At 69.1% G+C, this 19,458-nt stretch carries 16 protein-coding genes; 12 read left to right on the top strand and 4 right to left on the bottom strand.

Annotated elements, in window-relative coordinates; all coding sequences use genetic code 11:
* The first annotated feature begins 66 nt into the window (after positions 1-66).
* On the top strand, positions 67-1,236 hold the full coding sequence (locus tag CEW88_RS11000) for a glycoside hydrolase (protein ID WP_108966747.1): 1,170 nt from the start codon (positions 67-69) through the stop codon (positions 1,234-1,236).
* 80 nt (positions 1,237-1,316) lie between these two features.
* On the opposite strand, the gene CEW88_RS11005 is transcribed toward CEW88_RS11000, so the two are convergent.
* On the bottom strand, positions 1,317-2,030 hold the full coding sequence (locus tag CEW88_RS11005; RefSeq protein ID WP_108966749.1) for an SIMPL domain-containing protein: 714 nt from the start codon (positions 2,028-2,030) through the stop codon (positions 1,317-1,319).
* A gap of 165 nt (positions 2,031-2,195) precedes the next feature.
* Here CEW88_RS11005 and CEW88_RS11010 point away from each other — a divergent pair, with 165 nt between their 5' ends.
* The 7 genes from CEW88_RS11010 (at position 2,196) to glmM (ending at position 14,182) form a co-directional block, all read left to right on the top strand.
* Positions 2,196-4,910, top strand: coding sequence for a hypothetical protein (locus CEW88_RS11010; RefSeq protein WP_108966751.1), 2,715 nt, complete (start codon positions 2,196-2,198; stop codon positions 4,908-4,910).
* Positions 4,911-5,015: 105 nt separating this feature from the next.
* Complete coding sequence (glyS, locus tag CEW88_RS11015; RefSeq protein ID WP_108966753.1) at positions 5,016-7,238, top strand: glycine--tRNA ligase subunit beta; 2,223 nt, start codon at positions 5,016-5,018, stop codon at positions 7,236-7,238.
* A 150-nt stretch (positions 7,239-7,388) separates the two neighbouring features.
* Positions 7,389-9,974, top strand: a complete 2,586-nt coding sequence (locus CEW88_RS11020; RefSeq protein ID WP_108966755.1) for a putative PEP-binding protein — start codon at positions 7,389-7,391, stop codon at positions 9,972-9,974.
* 140 nt (positions 9,975-10,114) lie between these two features.
* A complete protein-coding gene (locus CEW88_RS11025) occupies positions 10,115-10,756 on the top strand; it encodes a cell wall hydrolase (protein ID WP_108966757.1) in 642 nt (213 codons plus the stop codon).
* A gap of 96 nt (positions 10,757-10,852) precedes the next feature.
* Entirely contained in the window at positions 10,853-11,782 is a 930-nt protein-coding gene (locus CEW88_RS11030) for a dihydroneopterin aldolase (protein WP_108966758.1), read from the top strand.
* A 52-nt stretch (positions 11,783-11,834) separates the two neighbouring features.
* Positions 11,835-12,839, top strand: coding sequence for a dihydropteroate synthase (gene folP, locus CEW88_RS11035; protein WP_108966760.1), 1,005 nt, complete (start codon positions 11,835-11,837; stop codon positions 12,837-12,839).
* Positions 12,836-14,182: a phosphoglucosamine mutase gene (gene glmM, locus CEW88_RS11040; RefSeq protein ID WP_108966762.1), complete on the top strand. Its 1,347-nt coding sequence runs from the start codon at positions 12,836-12,838 to the stop codon at positions 14,180-14,182. The genes folP and glmM overlap by 4 nt, the downstream gene beginning before the upstream one ends.
* Positions 14,183-14,364: 182 nt before the next feature.
* Here glmM and CEW88_RS11045 read toward each other — a convergent pair whose 3' ends face one another.
* Genes CEW88_RS11045 through CEW88_RS11055 form a run of 3 tightly spaced genes read right to left on the bottom strand, consistent with a single transcriptional unit; the run spans position 14,365 to position 16,715 of the window.
* Positions 14,365-15,690, bottom strand: a complete 1,326-nt coding sequence (locus tag CEW88_RS11045) for an MATE family efflux transporter (RefSeq protein WP_108966764.1) — start codon at positions 15,688-15,690, stop codon at positions 14,365-14,367.
* 54 nt (positions 15,691-15,744) lie between these two features.
* Entirely contained in the window at positions 15,745-16,254 is a 510-nt protein-coding gene (locus CEW88_RS11050; RefSeq protein ID WP_108966766.1) for a PaaI family thioesterase, read from the bottom strand.
* The gene (locus CEW88_RS11055; RefSeq protein WP_108966768.1) at positions 16,251-16,715 is read right to left on the bottom strand and encodes a PaaI family thioesterase; all 465 of its coding nucleotides are present in this window, start codon (positions 16,713-16,715) and stop codon (positions 16,251-16,253) included. Before CEW88_RS11055 ends, CEW88_RS11050 begins: the two co-directional genes overlap by 4 nt.
* A gap of 117 nt (positions 16,716-16,832) precedes the next feature.
* Here CEW88_RS11055 and CEW88_RS11060 point away from each other — a divergent pair, with 117 nt between their 5' ends.
* The 4 genes from CEW88_RS11060 to CEW88_RS11075 all read left to right on the top strand — a co-directional run bounded on the left by CEW88_RS11060 (position 16,833) and on the right by CEW88_RS11075 (position 19,426).
* A complete protein-coding gene (locus tag CEW88_RS11060; protein WP_108966770.1) occupies positions 16,833-17,204 on the top strand; it encodes a MerR family transcriptional regulator in 372 nt (123 codons plus the stop codon).
* A 260-nt stretch (positions 17,205-17,464) separates the two neighbouring features.
* On the top strand, positions 17,465-17,860 hold the full coding sequence (locus CEW88_RS11065; RefSeq protein WP_108966772.1) for a MerR family transcriptional regulator: 396 nt from the start codon (positions 17,465-17,467) through the stop codon (positions 17,858-17,860).
* Positions 17,861-18,126: 266 nt separating this feature from the next.
* The gene (locus CEW88_RS11070) at positions 18,127-18,339 is read left to right on the top strand and encodes a hypothetical protein (RefSeq protein ID WP_108966774.1); all 213 of its coding nucleotides are present in this window, start codon (positions 18,127-18,129) and stop codon (positions 18,337-18,339) included.
* Positions 18,340-18,787: 448 nt separating this feature from the next.
* Positions 18,788-19,426 carry a glutathione S-transferase family protein gene (locus tag CEW88_RS11075; RefSeq protein ID WP_108966776.1) on the top strand — a complete coding sequence of 213 codons (639 nt, stop codon included), beginning with the start codon at positions 18,788-18,790 and terminating at the stop codon, positions 19,424-19,426.
* Positions 19,427-19,458: the final 32 nt, after the last annotated feature.

A 19,458-nucleotide genomic window follows, 5' to 3' on the forward strand; every position in this document is an offset into this window, starting at 1 on the left:
AGCCTCTTCGCGGTGCCCCAAGACTCATGTTAGGTTGATATCAACCCAAAGGACGGAGGAAGTCCCATGAGCACTGCCCCCACGCTTCTTGTCGGCACTACCAAGGGCGCCTTCCTGCTCGCCAAGGGCGAGGACGGCTGGAGCGCCGAAGGCCCCTTCTGCAACGGCTGGCCGATCAACCACATGGCGGGCGATGCGAAGACCGGCACGATCTGGGCAGGGGGCGGCAACGAGTGGTTCGGTGCCGGGGTCTGGCGCAGGAACGGCCGCGCGAATGGCAGCGCGAATGGCGACGGCTGGGAGTTGGCGAAGCTCGCCGGCGGTCAGATGGACGACTGGGTATCCAATGACCCCGAGCTCGCCGCCCGGCTCGGGATGACAGCCTCCGGCCCCGCCCCCTACACCGGCCAGCTGCAGGCGATCTGGTCGCTCAAATCCGCGGATGGCACGCTCTACGCCGGCGGCAAGCCCGCGGCGCTCTACGCCAGCAAGGACGGCGGCGAGACATGGGAGGAGATAGAGAGCCTGCGCAATCACCCCTCCGCCGACGACTGGATGCCCGGGGCAGCGGGGCTCACCCTGCACACGATCGTCGCCGATCCGGCCGATCCCAAGCGCATGTGGCTGGCAATCTCTGCCGCCGGGGTCTTCGCCACCGAAGACGGTGGCGAGACATGGGAGCGCCGCAACCGCCGCTCCAACGCCCCCGCCACCCCCAGCTCCCACCCCGCCGCCGGCGACGGGCAGGAGACCGGCCATTGCGTGCACAACATGGGCCGCGCCGCGGGGTGCGGTGACGTGCTCTACCAGCAGAACCACCACGGCGTGTACCGCTCGCGCGACGGCGGTCGCAGCTGGGACGAGATCACCGAGGGGCTGCCCTCGACCTTCGGCTTTCCGATCGGGCTGCACCCCAGCAACCCCGACACCATCTGGACCCTGCCGCTCAACGGCGACACCGAGGGGCGCTACCCGCCGAACGCGAAGGCCGCGGTCTGGCGCTCGCGCAATGGGGGCGAAAACTGGGAGGCCTGCCGAGACGGGCTGCCGCAGCAGGGCTGTTTCTTCACCGTGCTGCGGCAGGCGATGGCGGTGGATGCCGCCGAGCCCGCCGGGGTGTTCTTCGGCACCAACTCGGGCTCGGTCTTCGGTTCCTTCGACGAGGGCGACAGCTGGAGCGAGTTGGCGCGCCACCTGCCGACGGTGCTCTGCGTCGAGGTCATGCCACGCGCCTGAGCCGTCCCCCTGTCCCCGCGGGGACAGAGGTCAGGCGTCCCTGCGGGGACGGAGAGCCCGCGTCCCCGCGGGGACAGGGCTCACTCGGGCGCGCCGCCCAGCTCAAAGACCATGGTGACCTGCGTGCTCACCACCGTCTCGCCGGCCGCGACGGGCACCTTGGCGCCGCGGGCCATCTCCATCATCGGCGCCGGGGCAAAACCGCCGCCCGCCTCGGCGATCGAGATCACCGGGCCGAGAGTCACCCCGGCGGCCTCGGCCAGAACCCGGGCCTTGTCCATCGCGTCGGCGACGGCGGCGCGGCGCGCGTCCTGCATCACCGGCTTGGGCTCCTGCAGACCGAAGCTGAGGCCCGAAAGCTGATTGGCGCCACCGTCAAGAACCGCGCCCAGCACCTCGCCGATCCGGTCCAGATCGCGGACCCGCACGGTCAGCATATTGCCCGCCTCGTAGCCGGTTATGCCGCGCGCGGTGCCGTCCTCGCCGTTCGACCAGACCGGCCGCAGCGAGATGTCGGAGCTCTGGCGGTCCGCCGCGGCGATGCCCAGCTCGTCGAGCCGCGCAAGCAGCGACTCGGCCACGCGCGAGGCCTCGTCCATGGCGGCACCGGCCTCGGCGTTCTCGGCGGTGATGCCGAGCGAGACCGTGGCCATGTCGGGGGCCGCGGCCACCTCGCCCTCTCCGGTCACGGTGATGCGCGGCAGTGGCGCCTCCTGAGCCTGCGCCAGCGCCGGGGCGGCCAGCGCGAGACAGGTGGCGGCCATGAGGGCGGCGCGGCGGGGAATACTGGTCATAAGCACATCCTTTGGCTTGGAATTCCGCTCACAATGTCGGTAGGGACACGGCAAACGACAAGGGGCGGGCGCCCCCGGTTCTTTCGCTGAGCAAACTCCTGCTGTAGGCTGCGCTCAAGGAGCCGGAGACTCCCATAGCTCCAAGAGCAGTGCTAGAGACCGCGCATGATACCAGATTTCGCGCTTTCGCTTACATCCGACGGGCTTACCCTGCTGCGCCGCGAGGCCGGCGGATGGCTTGCGCTGGCCGATGCCGATCTGTCTGCGGACGGCTTTGACGCCATGCGCGAGCGCGCGCAGGCGCTCGACCCCGCGGGGGTGCAGGTGGCGCTATTCCTGCCCAACGACCAGGTGCGCTATCTCGAGATGCCCGATCCCGGCACCGAGGACGAGCGCCGCGCCGCGCTGGAAGCCGCGCTTGAAGGCGCGACGCCCTACCGGGTCGCGGATCTGGTTCTCGACTGGTCGCTGTCCGGCACCACCCTGCTTGGCGCTGCCGTGGCGCGGGAGTCGCTGGAGGAGGCCGAGACCTTCCTGCGCGAGCGCGGGTTCGAGCCGGTGCTCTTTGCCGCCATCCCGCCCTCGGGCACCTTCCGCGGCACCGCCTATTTCGGCCCCGCCGACACCTGGCAGGGCGCCACCCCCGAACGTCCGGGCAAGGTGGTGCTGCTGCCGCTGGAGGTGACGACCGAGGCGCAAGCCGCCGAGACGATTCCGGGCCCGGCGGAGCCAGAGCCCGCCACTGAACCGCAGACCGCCCCGGACACCCCTGCCGTTGCCACGGAAGCGCCCGCAGTCGCCGCAACACCGGCGCCGCCCGCTTCACCGATTGACGGCACGGGCGACGCCCCGATTGACGAACATGTCGAGGCTCCTGTCGCCGCAGAAACGCCGCAGGCCGATCCCGGCGCCCCGCAAAGGCCTGCCGAGTCGGACCCCGAGCCCGTTCCGATGCCCACCCCCGAGGCTGCGCCCCCGCCTGCCCCGGTCGCGCGGCCGATCGCGCACCCCGTCTCGCCTCCCGGCGCACCGAGCTTCAGTAGCGTGCGCGCCAGCCGCGGCCCGGCGCCGGCGGCTCCGGCCACGACGCCGCGGCTCAGCATGGGGCGCGAAGTCCCGCCGGCCGCAAACCCCGCGCCGCCCCCGGCCCCGGAGATCGCGCCAGCCGGGACGCCCGACCTGCGCCCACAGGCCGACCCCGCCAAGGCGCCCGGCTCCGAGGCGCAGCCCGGCAAGCGGCGGCCCTTCGGCTTCGGCAAACGCCGCGAGAAGACCGAGCCCGCCGCGCCGCAGGCCCCGGCCGTGACGATCCGCACCCCCGAGGCGCCGGAGACCGGCTCGGACACCACGCAGGGGATCAAGCAGGTCACCCCGCGCCCGCCGGTCTCGCAACCGCTGGCCCCCTCGGGCAGCGCCCCGGTCTCGGGGCAGGCGCGCGTCGCCGCGCTGCGTCAGGAGGCGGATCGTTCTGACAGCCGCGCCCGCCGCGCCGCCGCCTCGCTGACCCCCGAGGAAGAGCGCGAACGGCTGACCGTCTTCGGTGCAAGAGGCGAGCAGAAAGTCGGTGGCAAGCCGCGTTTCCTCGGGCTCATCCTGACCGTGCTGCTGCTGCTTTTCCTTGCCGCCGTGGCGGCTTTCTCGTCGGTTCTGCTGGGCGATGAGATCTCGCGCTTCTTCGCCCCGTCGCAGGCGGAGGACTTGGCGCTGGCGGCCCCCGGGGAGATCTCCGAGGGCGCCCCGAGTGCCGCCTCTGCCGACTTGGCTGCCGAGGAGCCCGACGCCGAGGAAGACGCCGACGCCATGCTCGCCGCGCTCGACCTGCCGCCGCCGGCCAGCGAGGGCTTAGAAGAGCTCCCGTCGCCGCGGGTGACCGAGCGCAACCAGATGACCAGCGACGAGGCCGCCGAGACCTATGCCGTCACCGGCATCTGGCAGCGCGCGCCGAACGCCCCGGCGCGGCCGCCTCAGACCAACGCCGAGGATGTCTACGTTGCCTCGATCGACCCCGAGGTGCAGCAGTTCGATGCCGTCGCCCTGCCCGATCTCGACGCCGGACCGCGCGAGGACCTGAGCCTCGAGCCGGTGCGCCTGCCACCCGGTCCCGGCGTGCGCTTCGATCTCGACGACCGCGGGCTGGTCAAGGCCTCGGCCGAGGGCACGGTCTCGCCCGACGGGGTCCGCATCTTTTCCGGCCTGCCGCCGCAGACCCCGCCGCTGCGCGATCCCGTGCCGGAGGCGGCGCCCGAAGGGCCTGCGGACGAGGCGGCGCCTGCAGAGGGCGAGGCCGCGGCACCGGAGGCGGATGCAGAGAGTCCTGCGCCTGACCCCGCCGCCGATCCGGCGCCGTCCGGCTTCCGGCCCCGCGGCCGTCCCGGCGATCTTATCGAGCAGACCGAGCGGGCGGTGCTGGGCGGCGTCTCGCTCGCCGAGCTCGAGCAGATGCGCCCGCAGATGCGTCCGCTCACCGCGCAGGAAGAGGCGCTGGCGCTCGACCTGCCGGTCACCGATCAGGCCATCGGCGCCTCGCTCACCCCGCTGCCGCGCCCGCGCAGCATGGAGGCGATCGTTCAGGAGGCGGTGAAACAGGCCTCGAACGCGCCGGCGGTTGCCATCGCGCCCGGCCCGAGCATCCCGCAGAACGCCAGCGTGGCCAAGAGCGCGACATTGAGCGACCAGATCAACCTGCGCGAGGTCAGCCTGATCGGCATCTACGGCAAGGATTCGAGCCGCCGCGCGCTGGTCCGCCTGCCGTCGGGCAAGTACCAGAAGGTGCAGGTCGGCGACCGCATCGACGGCGGACGCATCGCGGCCATCTCCGAGGACGAGCTGCGCTACGTGAAGAGCGGCCGAAACGTCGTGCTGAAGATGCCGCGCGGCTGATGGGCGGCGCGCCGTCCGAGCCATCCCCGCAACATTGCCGCTAACGGCTGGACGCCAGCGCCGCATGGGTCTATCCCCGCATCCGAACTTTACCTTGGTGAGACCATGCCCGACCTGCTGATCGAACTCTTTTCCGAAGAAATTCCGGCCCGGATGCAGACCCGCGCCGCCGAGGACCTGAAGAAGCTCGTCACCGACGGTCTGGTCGAGGCCGGCCTGACCTATGCGGGCGCCGCCGCCTTCTCGACGCCGCGCCGGCTGACGCTGACGGTGCAGGGGCTTCTGGCCGCCTCGCCTGCCACCCGCGAAGAGCGCCGCGGCCCCAAGGTCGACGCGCCCGAGAAGGCCATCGAGGGCTTCCTGCGCGGCGCCGGGGTCACCCGCGCGCAATGCGAGGAGCGCGAGGACAAGAAGGGCAAAGTGCTTTTCGCCATCATCGAGAAGCCCGGTCGCCCGGCCGCCGAGATCATCGCCGAAGTGCTGGAAAAGACGGTCCGCAATTTCCCCTGGCCGAAGTCGATGCGCTGGGGCGCGGGCTCGCTGCGCTGGGTGCGTCCGCTGCATTCGATCATCTGCCTGCTCAGCGACGAGCAGGGCGCCGAGGTGGTGCCGCTGGAGATTGACGGCATCACCGCGGGCAAGACCACCCGCGGCCACCGTTTCATGGGCGGCGAGCCCTTCGAAGTGTCGTCCTTCGACGATTACGAGGCCAAGCTGAAGCGCGCCAAGGTTGTGCTTAGCCCCGCCGAGCGCGCCGACACCATCTGGCATGACGCCACCAACCGCGCCTTTGCCGCGGGGCTTGAGGTGGTTGAGGACCGGGGTCTGCTGGCCGAGGTGGCAGGCCTTGTGGAATGGCCCGTCGCGCTGATGGGCGAAATCGGCGAGGACTTCCTGCAGCTGCCGCCCGAGGTGCTGCAAACCTCGATGAAGGAGCACCAGAAGTTCTTCTCGGTGAAGAATGCCGCGACCGGACGGATCGAGCGCTTCGTCACCGTGGCCAACATAGAGACCGCGGACGATGGCGCGACCATCCTCGCGGGCAACCAGAAGGTGCTTTCGGCCCGCCTGTCGGACGCCAAGTTCTTCTGGGAGAACGACCTGCGCGTTGCCAAGTCCGAGGGGCTGACCGCCTGGACCGAGCGGCTTGGCAACGTGACCTTCCACAACAAGATGGGCAGCCAGAAGGCCCGCATCGAGCGCATCGCCGCGCTGGCCCGCGAGATCGCACCGATGGTCGGCGCCGATGCCGCGCTCGCCGAGCAGGCCGCGCTGGTGGCCAAGGCGGATCTGTCGTCCGAGATGGTCTACGAGTTCCCCGAGCTTCAGGGCCTCATGGGCCGCTACTACGCCGAGGCCGCGGGGCTTCCGACCGAGGTGGCCGCCGCCTGCCAGGAGCATTACTCGCCCCTGGGCCCGTCCGACGACGTGCCGACGGCGCCGGTCTCGGTGGCGGTGGCGCTGGCCGACAAGCTCGACACGCTGACCGGCTTCTGGGCGATCGACGAGAAGCCCACCGGCTCGAAGGACCCCTTCGCCCTGCGCCGCGCCGCGCTTGGCGTGATCCGGCTGGTGCTGAACAACGGCCTGCGGCTGCATCTCGACCGGCTGATCGACGCGCAGCTGCTGCGCCACAAGATCAACCCCGAGGGCAAGCACGAGGAGGCGCTGCGCGACGAACTGCTGCGCGAGATCGCGCATCACGGGGTCTTCGGTGCGGCGGTGCGCGCGGTGATCGACCAGATCGAGGGTGACGCGCCGGAGTGGATCGCCGAGGTCGAGCAGCATTCGAACGATCTCAGCGACGACCTGCTGGCCTTCATCCATGACCGCCTGAAGGTGCACCTGCGCGACGAGGGCATCCGCCACGACGTGATCGACGCCTGCCTCGCGATGCCGAACCGCGACGATCTTGCGCTGCTGGTGACCCGCGCCACGGCGCTGAGCGAGACGCTGGCGACTGAAGACGGTGGCAACCTCGTTCAGGGCTTCAAGCGCGCCAACAACATCCTGACGCAGGCCGAAGAGAAGGACGGGGTCGAATACAGTTTCGGTGCCGACCCCAAGTTCGCCGAGAGCGACGAGGAGAAGGCGCTGTTCGCCGCGCTGGACACGGCCGAGGCCGAGATCGCCCCGGCGATGGCCAAGGAAGACTTCGCCGCCGCGATGGCCGCCATGGCCGCGCTGCGCGGACCGATCGACGCCTTCTTCGAGGCGGTGCAGGTGAACTCGGACAACCAGGTGGTGCGCCGCAACCGGCTCAACCTGCTGTCGCGGATCCGCCAGACCTGCCTGCAAGTGGCCGATTTGACCCGCGTCGAAGGCTAGCGCCACCGCCCCGACGGCGCGCCGGGGCGATCATTTCGGGACCGGTGCCGCCTCGTTACGCCCCGTCATGGCACCGGGCCTTTCAAAAGGTATTAGTGCGGCACACCCTTTTCGGGATATGCTGCATTGCGGAGAAACAGGGGCCCCGTCATGCCCGACACCTACCGGAAAGACATGCAGGCCGATGATCCGCATGTCACGCTCATCACTCCCTCGGCGCCGATCACGACGCCGAGCCATGGCGGCCGTGCTAAGTGCCTGCAGCGGCTGGTCCGACTCGAACTTCCGGTGCCGCGCACCGTTGCGCTGAGCTTCGACACGGTGCACCGCATCGCGCAGGGCGAGGTGCCGCCGCCCGCGCTGATTCTCGGCCAGTTCACCCCCGGCACGCTGCTCTGCGTGCGCCCCTCCTCCGAGGATCCCGACTGGGGCGGGCCGGGCTCGGTGCTCAACATCGGCATGAACGATGGCACCTTCATCGACTATTCCGACCGCATCGGGGCGGAGGCGGCCTCGGCGCTCTACAAGCGTTTTGTCACCGGCTACGCGATCCACGTGGCGCGGCTCGACCCCGATGTCTTTGAAGAGATCGACACCGAAGGCCAGCAGGGCCTGTCGGACGCGCTCCGCGCCTACGAGGAAGAAGCCGAGGAGCCCTTCCCGCAGGATCCCGCCGTTCAGCTTACCGCCGTTCTGCGCACCATGGCCCGCGCCTGGGAAGGCACCACCGCCCGGCTGCTGCGCCAGGCCAAGGGGGCGCCGGTGGACGCCGGGCTGGGGCTCATCGTGCAGGAGATGGCGCTGGGGCTGGGCATCGGCGAATGCGGCTCTGGCGTTCTGCAACTGGTCAACTCCGACACCGGCCTGCCGCAGATCACCGGACGCTACCTGCACCAGAGCCAGGGCCGCGACGCGCTGCACGACGAGAGCGCGGCGCTGTTTCTCGAACGCGATCCGCGCGGACCCTCGCTGGAGGAGCTGGCGCCGGAGGCCTTCGAGCAGCTCAAGGCCCACGCGCGGCTGATGCGCCAGCGCCTGCGCGCCGAGATGCAGATCGAATTCACCCTCGAGAACGGCAGGGTTCATATCCTTGACGGGGTGCGGGTGAAGCGCTCGCCCCGCGGTGCGCTGCGCATTGCCGTGCGGCTCGCCGAAGACGGGATCATCACCCGGGAAGAGGCGCTGATGCGGGTGGAACCGCGCGGGCTGTCGGAACTGCTGCACCGGCAGGTGTCGCCCGAGGCGGAGCGCGACGTAATCGGCAAGGGCGTCGCCGCCTCGCCCGGCGCCGCCACTGGCAAGATCGTCTTCAGTGCCGCCGAGGCGCAGGCCTCGGCTGCGCGCGGCGAGCCCTGCGTCCTTGTCCGGCGCGAGACCTCGCCCGAGGACGTGCGCGGCATGCATGTGGCCGCCGCGGTGCTGACCGAGCGCGGCGGGATGACCAGCCACGCGGCGGTGATCGGCCGCGGGCTCGGCCTGCCCTCGGTAGTAGGCGCCGCCAACATGGGCTTTCGTCTGAACGACAAAGTGTTGATTTCACAGGATGGCCGCCGGTTCTACGAGGGTGACACGATCACCGTCGACGGCACCTCGGGGCAAATCCTCGCAGGGGCGCCGGCGATGGTCGAGGCGGCGCTGGACGACGCCTTCCGCACCTTCATGTCCTGGGCCGACGACGCCCGTGACATCGGCATCCGCGCCAATGCCGACACCCCCGCCGATGCCGCCACCGCGCGCAACTTCGCGGCGCAGGGGATTGGCCTGTGCCGGACCGAGCACATGTTCTTCGAGGCCGACCGCATCACCCCGATGCGCGAGATGATCTTCGCCGACAGCCCCGAGGACCGGAAGGCCGCGCTTGCCCGGCTTCTGCCAATGCAACGTGCAGACTTCACGGAACTTTTCCGGATCATGGAGGGCATGCCCGTCTGCATCCGCCTGTTCGATCCGCCGCTGCACGAGTTCCTGCCCACCGACCGCGCCGGGCTGCGCGATCTGGCCGAGGCGCTCGACCTGCCGGTCAGCGACGTGACCCGACGGGTCGAGTCGATGGGCGAGTACAACCCGATGCTGGGCATGCGCGGCGTGCGGCTCGGCATCGCCGTGCCCGAGATCTACGACATGCAGGCGCGGGCCATCTTCGAGGCGACGCTGGATGCGTCGAAAGACGGTGCCCCGGTGGAGCCCGAGATCATGCTGCCGCTGGTTTCGGCGATGAAGGAGGTCGAACTGGTGAAGACCCGCATCGACGCCGTCGCCGCCGCGGTGCGCAACGAGCGTGGCCGGGCCTTCGACTATTCGCTCGGCGTGATGGTCGAGACCCCGCGCGCCTGCCTGCGCGCCGACGAGATCGCCCAGCATGCGCATTTCATGTCCTTCGGCACCAACGACCTCACGCAGATGACCTACGGGCTGTCGCGCGACGACGCCGGACGCTTCATGTCGCATTACGTGCAGCAAGGGGTCTTTGCCGAGGACCCGTTCCACCGGCTCGACCCCGAAGGGGTGGGCGAGCTGATCAAGATCGGGGTTGAGCGCGGGAGACACGGCAACCGCGGAATCATGCTCTCGATCTGCGGCGAGCATGGCGGCGACCCTGATTCGATTGCCTTCTGCAGGGAGGCCGGAATCGACTACGTGAGCTGCTCACCATTCCGCGTTCCGGTTGCAAGACTTGCCGCTGCGCAACTCGCGCTAAAAGAGAAAATCGGGGGAAAAAGGCCGAAATTCGCCTAAAAAGGGCCGTTTTCCACAAGGGATAAGGACGCTGTCCTTTTGCGCGGTCTTACTTGGGTGGACGAATTGGCGACTTTTTTGTAAATCGCCTCGGATTTCGGCATCCCTCGGGGTGCCCCCCCGAGCTGTGAGAGCCCTTAATGTTTCGTGCCACCGCGATCGTCATCGCCGCATGTTTTGCGGCGCTTCCCGTCCGCGCTGACATCCAGCATGACAGCATCCGTCACCTCGTCAAACTCGAACAGAGCGCGCTTCGTTCCGCAAATTCTTCGCATCTGCGCAGCATGATCACGCCGGTCTCGGCCGGCAGCTCGAAGGTCCCCCACTACGACCGCGCCTGGCTCGCCACCCAGCCCAAGGCGACCGGCGGCGCTCAGTTCCAGTGCCTGGCCGAGGCGCTCTACTTCGAGGCCCGCGGCGAGAGCCTGCAGGGGCAGTTCGCTGTCGCCGAGGTGATCATGAACCGCGTCGACAGCCCGCGCTTCCCGGACTCGGTCTGCGGGGTGATCAACCAGGGCACCGGGCGCCTGCACGCCTGCCAGTTCTCCTACACCTGCGACGGCCGCCCCGAGCACGTCAGCGAAAAGGCCGCCTGGGACCGCGTTGCCAAGGTGGCCAAGGCGGTGATCTCGGGCGCGCCGCGGGCGCTGACCCAGGGCGCCACCTATTATCACACCCGCGCCGTGCGCCCGAGCTGGGCCCGCAAGTTCACCAAGACGGCCACCATCGGCGCGCATTACTTCTACCGCGGCGCGAACTACCGTATCAGCACCAGCAACTGAGCGCCGCTTTTCTCCCCCGGCACGCCGTTGTCGGGGTCGCCCCTGCGTCAGGCCCCTGCTAGAGAGGCGGCAGTTTTCGCTTCCGGAGCCGCTGCCATGGCCGATGAAATCCGCCTCGCCTTCGCCCATCCCGACGAACGGGCCATCGCCACCGCCGGCGAGACCCCGCGCGACCGCATCTCGCTGCGCGACCACGTGGTCGAGGTCGAGATCGGCGCTTTCCAGGCCGAGCGCGGCAATCGCCAGCGCGTGCGCTTCAACGTCGTGGTCGAGGTGGCGCCCGGCAAGGGCGCGCTCGAGGACGATGTCGATCTGATCCTCTCCTACGACAAGGTGACCGAGGCGATCGCCGCCGAGCTCGAGGCCGAGCGGCTGAACCTGCTCGAGACCCTCGCCGAGCGCATCGCCGAACGCATCCTGCTGGAGCCGCAGGCGCTGCGGGTCTTCGTGCGGATCGAGAAGCTCGACCGCGGCCCCGGCGCGCTGGGGGTCGAGATCGTCCGCGCCCGCGACGGCGAACCGGTGGGCGCGGCGCAGGATGGCGCCCGCGAGCGCCCGCATCCGCGGGTGATCTACCTGTCGAACGCCGCCATCGCCGACACCGCGCTCTCGGGCTGGCTCGACCAGGCCGAGACCCTGGGCGCGCCGGTGATCCTCTGCGTCGGCCTGCCCGAAGGGGCGCGACCTCAGGCCAGCCACCCGCTGGCGCAGCGCCGGATCGACCTGCTGGCGATCGAACAGAACGCCTGGATGCTTGCGGCCCGCGACCCGCGCGCCAAGGTGGTCGCCACCCGCACCGAGCTCGACTGGGCGATGAAGAACGGCCAGAGCTGCATCTGGGCGCCGTCGAAGATCGTGCTCGACACGCCGACCGGTCAGGAAGCCCACCCCGAAGACCCCGCCGAGCTGGCGGGCTGGTTCGCCGGGCTGATGGAGGCCTGCGAGCTGGTGATGATCGGCGAAGAGCCGCCCGCCGGTCTGACGGTTCCGGCGCGGGCTGTAACAGTCGGAAATACCACGCTCTGAGCCCGTCGCCGCCCGGCTTGCCAAGCGGGCGCGCATCGGGCACAGACGCTCAATGACTGCCCGATACCGCCCCCTCGTCCAGTGCGGACACGCCCGCCCAGATGACGCCCTGCCGCTTGCCGGGGGTCCGCGCTGGTTCAGCCAGTGCGCGCGCCATGCCCGCGGCGAGGCGGTGACGGTGGTTCCGGTCTCCGAGGTGCCACAGGACGTGCTGGCCCGGCTCACCGCCCCGCGCGAGCCCGTCGCCGGCCTGTCGATGGACGGCCCGCGGATCATGGGCATTCTCAATGTTACCCCAGACAGCTTTTCCGACGGCGGCACCGATGCCTCGGCGCAGGAGTCCATCGCCCGCGCCCGCCGGATGCTGCAGGACGGCGCCGACATCCTCGACATAGGGGGCGAGAGCACGCGCCCCGGCGCGCCGGAAGTGCCGGTCGACGAAGAGATCGCCCGCGTCGTGCCGGTCACCGAGGCACTGAAGGGCGTGCCGATCTCGGTCGACACCCGCAAGGCCGCCGTCGCCCGCGCCGCCGCCGAGGCCGGTGCCACGCTGATCAACGATGTCTCGGGGCTGGTCTTCGATCCCGAGATGACCGAGTTCTGCGCCTCCTCCCGCCTGCCCGTCTGCGTCATGCACATGCGCGGCACGCCCGAGACGATGAGCGCCGAGACCGATTACGCCGACGTGCTGCTCGACGTCTACGACTTTCTCGAGACGCAGGTGCATGCGCTGGAGCACGCCGGGCTGCCGCGCGAGAAGATCGTGGTCGATCCCGGCATCGGCTTTGCCAAGACCCTCGATCAGAATCTCGCGCTGCTGAACGGGTTGTCGCTGTTCCACGGCCTTGGCTGCGCGATCCTGCTGGGCGTCTCCCGCAAGGGCTTCATCGGCAAGCTCTCGGGCGAGGCCGAGGCCGCCAACCGTTTCCCCGGCTCCATCGCCACCGCCCTTGCAGGCGTGGCGCAGGGGGCCCAGATCATCCGCGTGCACGACGTGCGCGAGACGCGCCAAGCCCTGACGCTCTGGCAGGCCGTCGAAGAAGGAGGCCAAGAATGACCCGCAAGCTTTTCGGCACCGACGGGGTGCGCGGCACCGCCAACATGCACCCGATGACCGCCGAGATGGCGCTGGCCATCGGCGCCGCCGCCGGGCGCTACTTCCGCCGCGAGGCGGGCGGCACGCACCGCGTGGTGATCGGCAAGGACACAAGGCTCTCGGGCTACATGTTCGAGACCGCGCTGACGGCGGGGCTCACCTCGACCGGCATGAACGTGCTGCTGCTCGGCCCGGTGCCGACCCCGGCGGTGGGGCTGCTGACGCCCTCGATGCGCGCCGACGTCGGGATCATGATCTCGGCCTCGCACAATCCTGCGCATGACAATGGCATCAAGTTCTTCGGCCCCGACGGCTTCAAGCTCTCGGATGAGGCAGAGGCCGAGATCGAGGCGCTGGTCGAGGCGGGCGTCGAGCCGGCCCAGGCCGGCAACATCGGCCGCGCCAAGCGGATCGACGATGGCCGCTTCCGCTACCAGGAGCGGGTGAAATCGAGCTTCCCGCACGGCATGCGGCTTGACGGCATAAAGGTGGTGATCGACTGCGCCAATGGCGCCGCCTACCGCGCCGCGCCCGAGGTTCTCTGGGAGCTCGGCGCCGAGGTGATCCCGGTGGGGACGCATCCGAACGGGCTCAACATCAACGACCAATGCGGCTCGACCAAGCCGCAGACCGCCGCCGAGACCGTGGTGGCGCATGGCGCCGATGTCGGCATCTGCCTCGACGGCGATGCCGATAGGGTGATCCTGATCGACGAGAAAGGCACCGTCGCGGACGGCGATCAGATCATGGCGCTGATGGCCGGCCGCTGGGCCGAGGAAGACCGGCTTGCCGGTGGCACGCTCGTCGCCACTGTGATGTCGAACCTCGGGCTCGAGCGCTACCTCGGCGATCGCGGGCTCACCCTCGCCCGCACCAAGGTCGGCGACCGCTACGTGGTCGAGATGATGCGGGCGCGTGGCTTCAACCTCGGAGGCGAGCAGTCGGGCCACATCGTGATGACCGATTACGCCACGACCGGCGATGGTCTCATGGCGGGGCTGCAGTTCCTCGCCGAGATGGTCCGCACCGGGCAGCCCGCCAGCCGCCTCGCGCGCAACTTCGAGCCGGTGCCGCAGCTGCTTAAGAACGTGCGCTTCGGCGCCGGGCAGACGCCGCTTGACGCCGCCAGCGTGCAGGGCGCCATCGCCGAGGCCGAGGCGCAGCTCTCGGGTCGCGGCCGGCTGCTGATCCGCAAGTCGGGCACCGAGCCTTTGATCCGGGTGATGGCAGAATGCGAGGACGAAGCGCTGCTGGCGCAGGTGGTCGACGGGATCGTCGCCGAGGTCCAGGCCGCCGCCGGCTGAGCCTCGCTTGCGGCGGTGCGCCTCTCGCGCGTGCGCCGAATTCGCGTATTTGGAAAGAGAAGAAGCCGGAGGTGCGCGTTGCCTCCGGTTTATCTTTTGGGCCGGAAAATCCCGGGGGGAGACGCGCGCGGCGTCTCGGAAGCGGGGCCCTAGGCAGCGACGCGGCGGGCGGAGCCCCCGCTTCAGCCGCCCTTGGCCACCCAGCGTTCCAACGCCGGGTAGCGCAGCGCCAGCGTCAGCCCGCGAGCAAGGAAGGAGACCTGGTAGGCCAGCCAGAGCCCGTGGTTGCCCATCGCCGGCAGCGCCAGCAGCAGCACCGCCGCGTAGATCACCGCCGAGACCGCCATCATGTTGCGCATGTCCGCCGAGCGCGTCGCACCGATGAAGATGCCGTCGAGCGTGAAGGGCAACGCCTGCAGCAGCGGCGAGACAACCATCCATGGCAGGAAGGCAATTGCCGCGGCGCGCACCGCCTCGTCGGCGGCGATGCCACGGATCAGCAGAGGTCCGACGAGCCAGAAGAGCCCCGCCAGCAGAAGCGCCGCCACCACGCACCAGAGGCCCGCGAGCCGGGCGCTGCGGCGCAGGTGCGGCAGATTGCGTGCCCCCACCGCCTGGCCGACCAGCGCCTCTGCGGCAAAGGCGAAGCCGTCCATCGTATGCGCGGTGATCATCATGAACTGCATCAGCACCTGGTTTGCCGCGAGGGTCTCGTCGCCGAAGCGTCCGCCGACCAGCATGAACGAGACGATGATCGCCTCCAGCAGCAGCGAGCGGATCAGGATATCGCCGTTGAGCGCGGCCATGCGGCGCAGCCGCGCCGGATCGAAGACCCGCGCCCGGTTCCGCCAGCCGGCCTCGGCAAAGCCGTCGCGGCAGAGCCAGAGGCCAAGGCCCAGACCCGACCATTCGGCGACGAAGGTGGCCAGCGCCACGCCCTCGACCCCCATGCCGACCCAGAGCACCAGCGCCAGATCGAGCACCACGTTCACCGCGTTCATGCCAAGCTGCAGCACCAGCACTGCCCGCGTCCGCTCCTGCGCGATCAGCCAGCCGGTGAGCCCGTAGATCGCCACCGCCGCCGGTGCCGACCAGATGCGGATCTGCATGTAGCTCTGCGCCATTTGCTCGACCTCTTGCGAGGCCGGGGAGGCGGCAAAGGCGATGCGGAAGATCAGCGCCTGCAGCGCGATCAGCAGCACGCCCCCGGCAAGACCGATCAGCAGCGCCCGCGCGAGCAGGGCGGAGACCTCGCAGCGATCATTCTCGCCGAGCGCTTGGGCGGTGAGCCCGGTGGTGCCCATGCGCAGGAAGCCAAAGATCCAGTAGATCGCCGAAAGCACCACCGCGCCGATGCCGACCGCGGCGATCGGCTCGGGGCTGGGGATCTGGCCGACCACGGCGGTGTCCACCGCGCCGAGGATCGGCACCGTGGCGTTCGAGAGCAGGATCGGCAGCGCGATCTTCAGCACGCGGCCGTGGGTCAGGGGGAGGTTCTGGGAGCGCATGGTTTCTTCAGAGAGGGATGGAGAGCACGGAGGCGACGGTGCGAAGGGGCGTGCTCACCTCTCGTCCCAGGGCATCAGGAAGTGCCCCACCGCCTGAACGATCGGCCGGTCGCGGTTGTCCTGCCAGGCTTCGGCATGGACCGAGGCGTAGCGCCGACCCGAGCGGGTGACACGGGCCCGGGCATAGGCGTCGCGCGGCAGGCCGGGGCGCAGGTAGTCGATGGTGAAATCGATGGTCTTGGGCAGGCGCGGCAGCCGACCCTGCTCCAGCGTCTCGAGATCGAGCCGACCGGATTCGACCTCGCCCCAGAGGCTGATCCAGCTCAGGGTGATGATCGAGGTCACCTCGAGAAAGGCGGCGGTCACCCCGCCGTGCAGCGCTGGCAGGTCAGGGTTGCCGATCAGCTTCTCGTCGAAGTTCAGCACCCCGGTCAGCTCGTCGCCGCGGCGGTCGAAGGTGATGCCGAGGAAATTCACGTAAGGCACGCCGCCGGCCAGCGCGCGAAGCGCGGTGTCGCGGCGCTGCTTAACCACTTGGACGGGTTCGGGCTTGCGATGGCTCATGCGGTGTCCTCCGGCGTGTCGCCGCGCAGCTGCGGGACGGTGAAGGTGCCGGTGGCCATGGCGACGGGGCGCGCCGTGTCCTCGTCCAGCGCCACGGCGCGCACGAAGGCGACCGAGCGGGTCACGTGGTGGCACTCGGCCCGGGCGGTGATCCCCTGCCCCGGCGTGGCGGCGCGCAGGTAGTCGATGCGCAGGCTGATGGTGGCGGTGTGCCCCTCGACTTGGCGGTGCGCCATGACCGAAGCGCCGCCGCAGGTGTCCATCAGCGTCGAGACCGCACCCCCATGGATCACCCCGGTCTCGGGGTCGCCGACGAGCTGCGCCGCGAAGGGCATGTGAATCTCGGCACAGCCATCGCCGAAGCCGGTGATCTTCAGACCCAGCGCGCGCGCCTGCGGTAGCCGCAGGATCAGCTCGGCCGCAACCGCCGGGTCGAAACCCGACTCCGCATCCGTGGACATGGCGATATCCCTTTCTCGTCTCGCGTCTTTATGCGGCGACGGATCGCGCACCGCAAGCCGCGCGGCCATTGCCCTCGCCGCGGTGCCGCATTACCTTTCGCCACGTCAGGAGGCCCAATGAGCGAGACACGTCTCAGCTTCAAGCAAATGTGCGCACGGTTCGAGGTCACCCCACGCACCTTGCGCTACTACGAGTACATCGAGCTGCTCACCCCCGATCGTGACGGGCGATCGCGCTGGTACGGCCCTCGCGAGGTGGCGCGGATGACGCTGATCCTGCGCGGGCGAAAGTTCGGATTCCAACTCGAGGAGATCCGGCAATGGCTGCAGATGTACGAACGCGACGGCACCGAGGCACAGATGCGCACCTGGGTGGAGATGGCGGACCGGCAGCTCGTGCAGCTCGGCGAGCAGCGCGCGCAGCTCGATTCGGCAATCGAGGAACTCAAAGCGCTTCGGGATGTGACCCTCAAGGAGCTGGGTGAATAGGACGAATCACCCCCCCCGGGGCGTGTTGAAACGCTTTGATTTCGTACCCGGCTGCATACATTCGAGCCCCCGAATGGCTGCGTCACGCGCAACCGGGGAAAGAAAGTTCTTCTCGCCATCGCGTGACGCTTAACGAAGTTACGTAATTTCGGAAATGACGTTGCGTAGCGGTCTCAAAAGGATAGGGGGCAGTTGTAGGATTGTCATGAAAGGCGCAGTTCACCCGTCATCTTGACGCGAAGTGAGGTAGAAGACCTGACATGAGTGACGACCAGTTTATGACGATCCGCGAAATGTGCGACCTGTTTGAGGTGACGCCGCGGACTCTCCGTTTCTACGAGCAGAAGGAACTGCTCTTTCCCATCCGTGAAGGACAGAAGCGCCTCTTCACCCGGCGTGACCGGGCTCGGCTGAAACTGATCCTGCGCGGCAAGCGCTTCGGCTTCAGCCTCGAAGAGATCCGCCAGCTTCTGGAGCTCTATGACAAGGGTGACCAGCAGCGGACCCAGATCGCGCGCAGCTACGAGATCGGCCAGGAACGTCTTGCCGACATGATCCGTCAGCGCGATGATCTGACCATGGCGATCGAGGAACTGAAAGAACAGCTTGCCTGGGGCGAACAGATGCTCGGCGAGTTGGAGCGCAAGGCCGGCTGATCCCCCAGCGGACCATCGCGAGGCCTTGGCGGACGGGAGAGGAGGCCCCATGCCAGGCGCAATACAAGCTGCACAGCCCAAGTACACCGCCCCGGTCGCGGATCTGCTGTTCGTCCTTCGCGACGTACCGCGGATCGACCGGGGCGTTTCTGCATCTGCGGACCGCGGCACCTGCGCCGCGATCCCGACCGCGGTGGCTCGGCGCGCCGAGGCCCGGGGCCGCAGAGTGAAACCCTGTTGCGAAAGTTACCGGAAAGGAGCCGCCCATGCCCAAGCGCTTACGTCTCACCCGACGCTTCTCGGTCGCGATGACAGAGGACGGCTACCGCGGCCTGCGCAGCTTCTCGGCGGCGGCGGGGCTCGACGAGGGCGAGGCGCTGTCTTTCCTCTTCGAGAATTTCGGCAGCGTGACCGATGCCGAGGTGCTCTCGCACCGGCTGCGGCTGTTCAACGCCGAGCTCGAGGCGCGCAAGCGATGAGCCAGACCTCCGCCCCCCTCGACCGCGCGGGCGGCGGGCGAAGGACCGGGTGTGTCGCACCCCCGGACCCCCGCGGGATGGTTCCGCCTAGAAGACATACCGGAGCCGCACATCGGGTCCACGCCACGTCGAGCCCGGTCACCGGGCGGATCACCGGGCGGATCACCGGGCGGATCACCAGGAGCCGGGCCACGCGGGACTGCACTCGGTCCGCCCCGCCGCGGCACCGGCCTGCAAGGGCCTCCGGCTTGGCGGCGGGGTTGCTGCTAGGGCGGTCATCGGCGTCCCAGCCTGTACCGCGCCGACAGTCTTTCCGCCGCGAGGTTAAGAACGGGTTACATCTGGCGTCGAAACAGGTTTCTTCTAGGATCGAGTATCCCGCGGGAATGCGGGGGCGCGAAGCCCCCGCCACTGCCCGCGCCACAACGCACAGGGAAAGACCGCGCGCATGACCATCAAGCTCTACTGTTTCGGAGAATCCGGAAATGCCTACAAGGCGGCACTGCCGCTGCAGCTCGCGGGGCTGGACTGGGAACCGGTGAAGGTGGATTTCTTCAATGGCGCCACCCGCACGCCCGAGTACCGCGCCGAGGTCAACGAGATGGGCGAGGTGCCGGTGCTGGTCGATGGCGATATCACCCTCACCCAATCGGGGGTGATCCAGCACTATATCACCGAGAAGACCGGCAAGTTCGGCGGCGCCACGCCCGAGGAGGCGCGCGAGGTGCTGCGCTGGCAGTTCTGGGACAACCACAAGCTCAGCAGCCCGGCCGGAATGACGCGTTTCCTGATGAACTTCCTCCCGGAGGACAAGCGCCCGGCCGAGGTGATCGCCTTCACCCAGGGGCGTCTCAAGGCCGCCTACCAGGTGCTCGACGCGCACCTCGGCGGCCGCGACTGGATCGTCGGCGACGGGCCGACCCACGCGGATTTCTGCTGCTGCGGCTATCTTTTCTATCCCGAGCCCTTTGGCTTTGTCCGGGCAGACTGGCCGAACATCGACCGCTGGCTAAGTGGTATCGAAGCCTTGCCGGGCTGGAAGCATCCCTATGAGCTGATGCCCGGCTCGCCCGCCGACCGGGCCTAGAGGCGCCACACATCCCGGCCGACCATGGAAGG

This window comes from Alloyangia pacifica (assembly GCF_003111685.1).
Lineage (GTDB): Bacteria > Pseudomonadota > Alphaproteobacteria > Rhodobacterales > Rhodobacteraceae > Salipiger > Salipiger pacificus_A.

Excerpts from the sequence above, each read along its gene's own strand:
- CEW88_RS11000 (WP_108966747.1), top strand. The coding sequence starts at position 67 with ATGAGCACTGCCCCCACGCTTCTTGTCGGCACTACCAAGGGCGCCTTC.
- CEW88_RS11065 (WP_108966772.1), top strand. The coding sequence starts at position 17,465 with ATGAGTGACGACCAGTTTATGACGATCCGCGAAATGTGCGACCTGTTT.
- CEW88_RS11055 (WP_108966768.1), bottom strand. The coding sequence starts at position 16,715 with ATGTCCACGGATGCGGAGTCGGGTTTCGACCCGGCGGTTGCGGCCGAG.
- CEW88_RS11030 (WP_108966758.1), top strand. The coding sequence starts at position 10,853 with ATGGCCGATGAAATCCGCCTCGCCTTCGCCCATCCCGACGAACGGGCC.
- CEW88_RS11045 (WP_108966764.1), bottom strand. The coding sequence starts at position 15,690 with ATGCGCTCCCAGAACCTCCCCCTGACCCACGGCCGCGTGCTGAAGATC.
- CEW88_RS11005 (WP_108966749.1), bottom strand. The coding sequence starts at position 2,030 with ATGACCAGTATTCCCCGCCGCGCCGCCCTCATGGCCGCCACCTGTCTC.
- folP (WP_108966760.1), top strand. The coding sequence starts at position 11,835 with ATGACTGCCCGATACCGCCCCCTCGTCCAGTGCGGACACGCCCGCCCA.
- CEW88_RS11010 (WP_108966751.1), top strand. The coding sequence starts at position 2,196 with ATGATACCAGATTTCGCGCTTTCGCTTACATCCGACGGGCTTACCCTG.
- CEW88_RS11050 (WP_108966766.1), bottom strand. The coding sequence starts at position 16,254 with ATGAGCCATCGCAAGCCCGAACCCGTCCAAGTGGTTAAGCAGCGCCGC.
- glyS (WP_108966753.1), top strand. The coding sequence starts at position 5,016 with ATGCCCGACCTGCTGATCGAACTCTTTTCCGAAGAAATTCCGGCCCGG.
- CEW88_RS11070 (WP_108966774.1), top strand. The coding sequence starts at position 18,127 with ATGCCCAAGCGCTTACGTCTCACCCGACGCTTCTCGGTCGCGATGACA.
- CEW88_RS11020 (WP_108966755.1), top strand. The coding sequence starts at position 7,389 with ATGCCCGACACCTACCGGAAAGACATGCAGGCCGATGATCCGCATGTC.
- CEW88_RS11075 (WP_108966776.1), top strand. The coding sequence starts at position 18,788 with ATGACCATCAAGCTCTACTGTTTCGGAGAATCCGGAAATGCCTACAAG.
- CEW88_RS11025 (WP_108966757.1), top strand. The coding sequence starts at position 10,115 with ATGTTTCGTGCCACCGCGATCGTCATCGCCGCATGTTTTGCGGCGCTT.
- CEW88_RS11060 (WP_108966770.1), top strand. The coding sequence starts at position 16,833 with ATGAGCGAGACACGTCTCAGCTTCAAGCAAATGTGCGCACGGTTCGAG.
- glmM (WP_108966762.1), top strand. The coding sequence starts at position 12,836 with ATGACCCGCAAGCTTTTCGGCACCGACGGGGTGCGCGGCACCGCCAAC.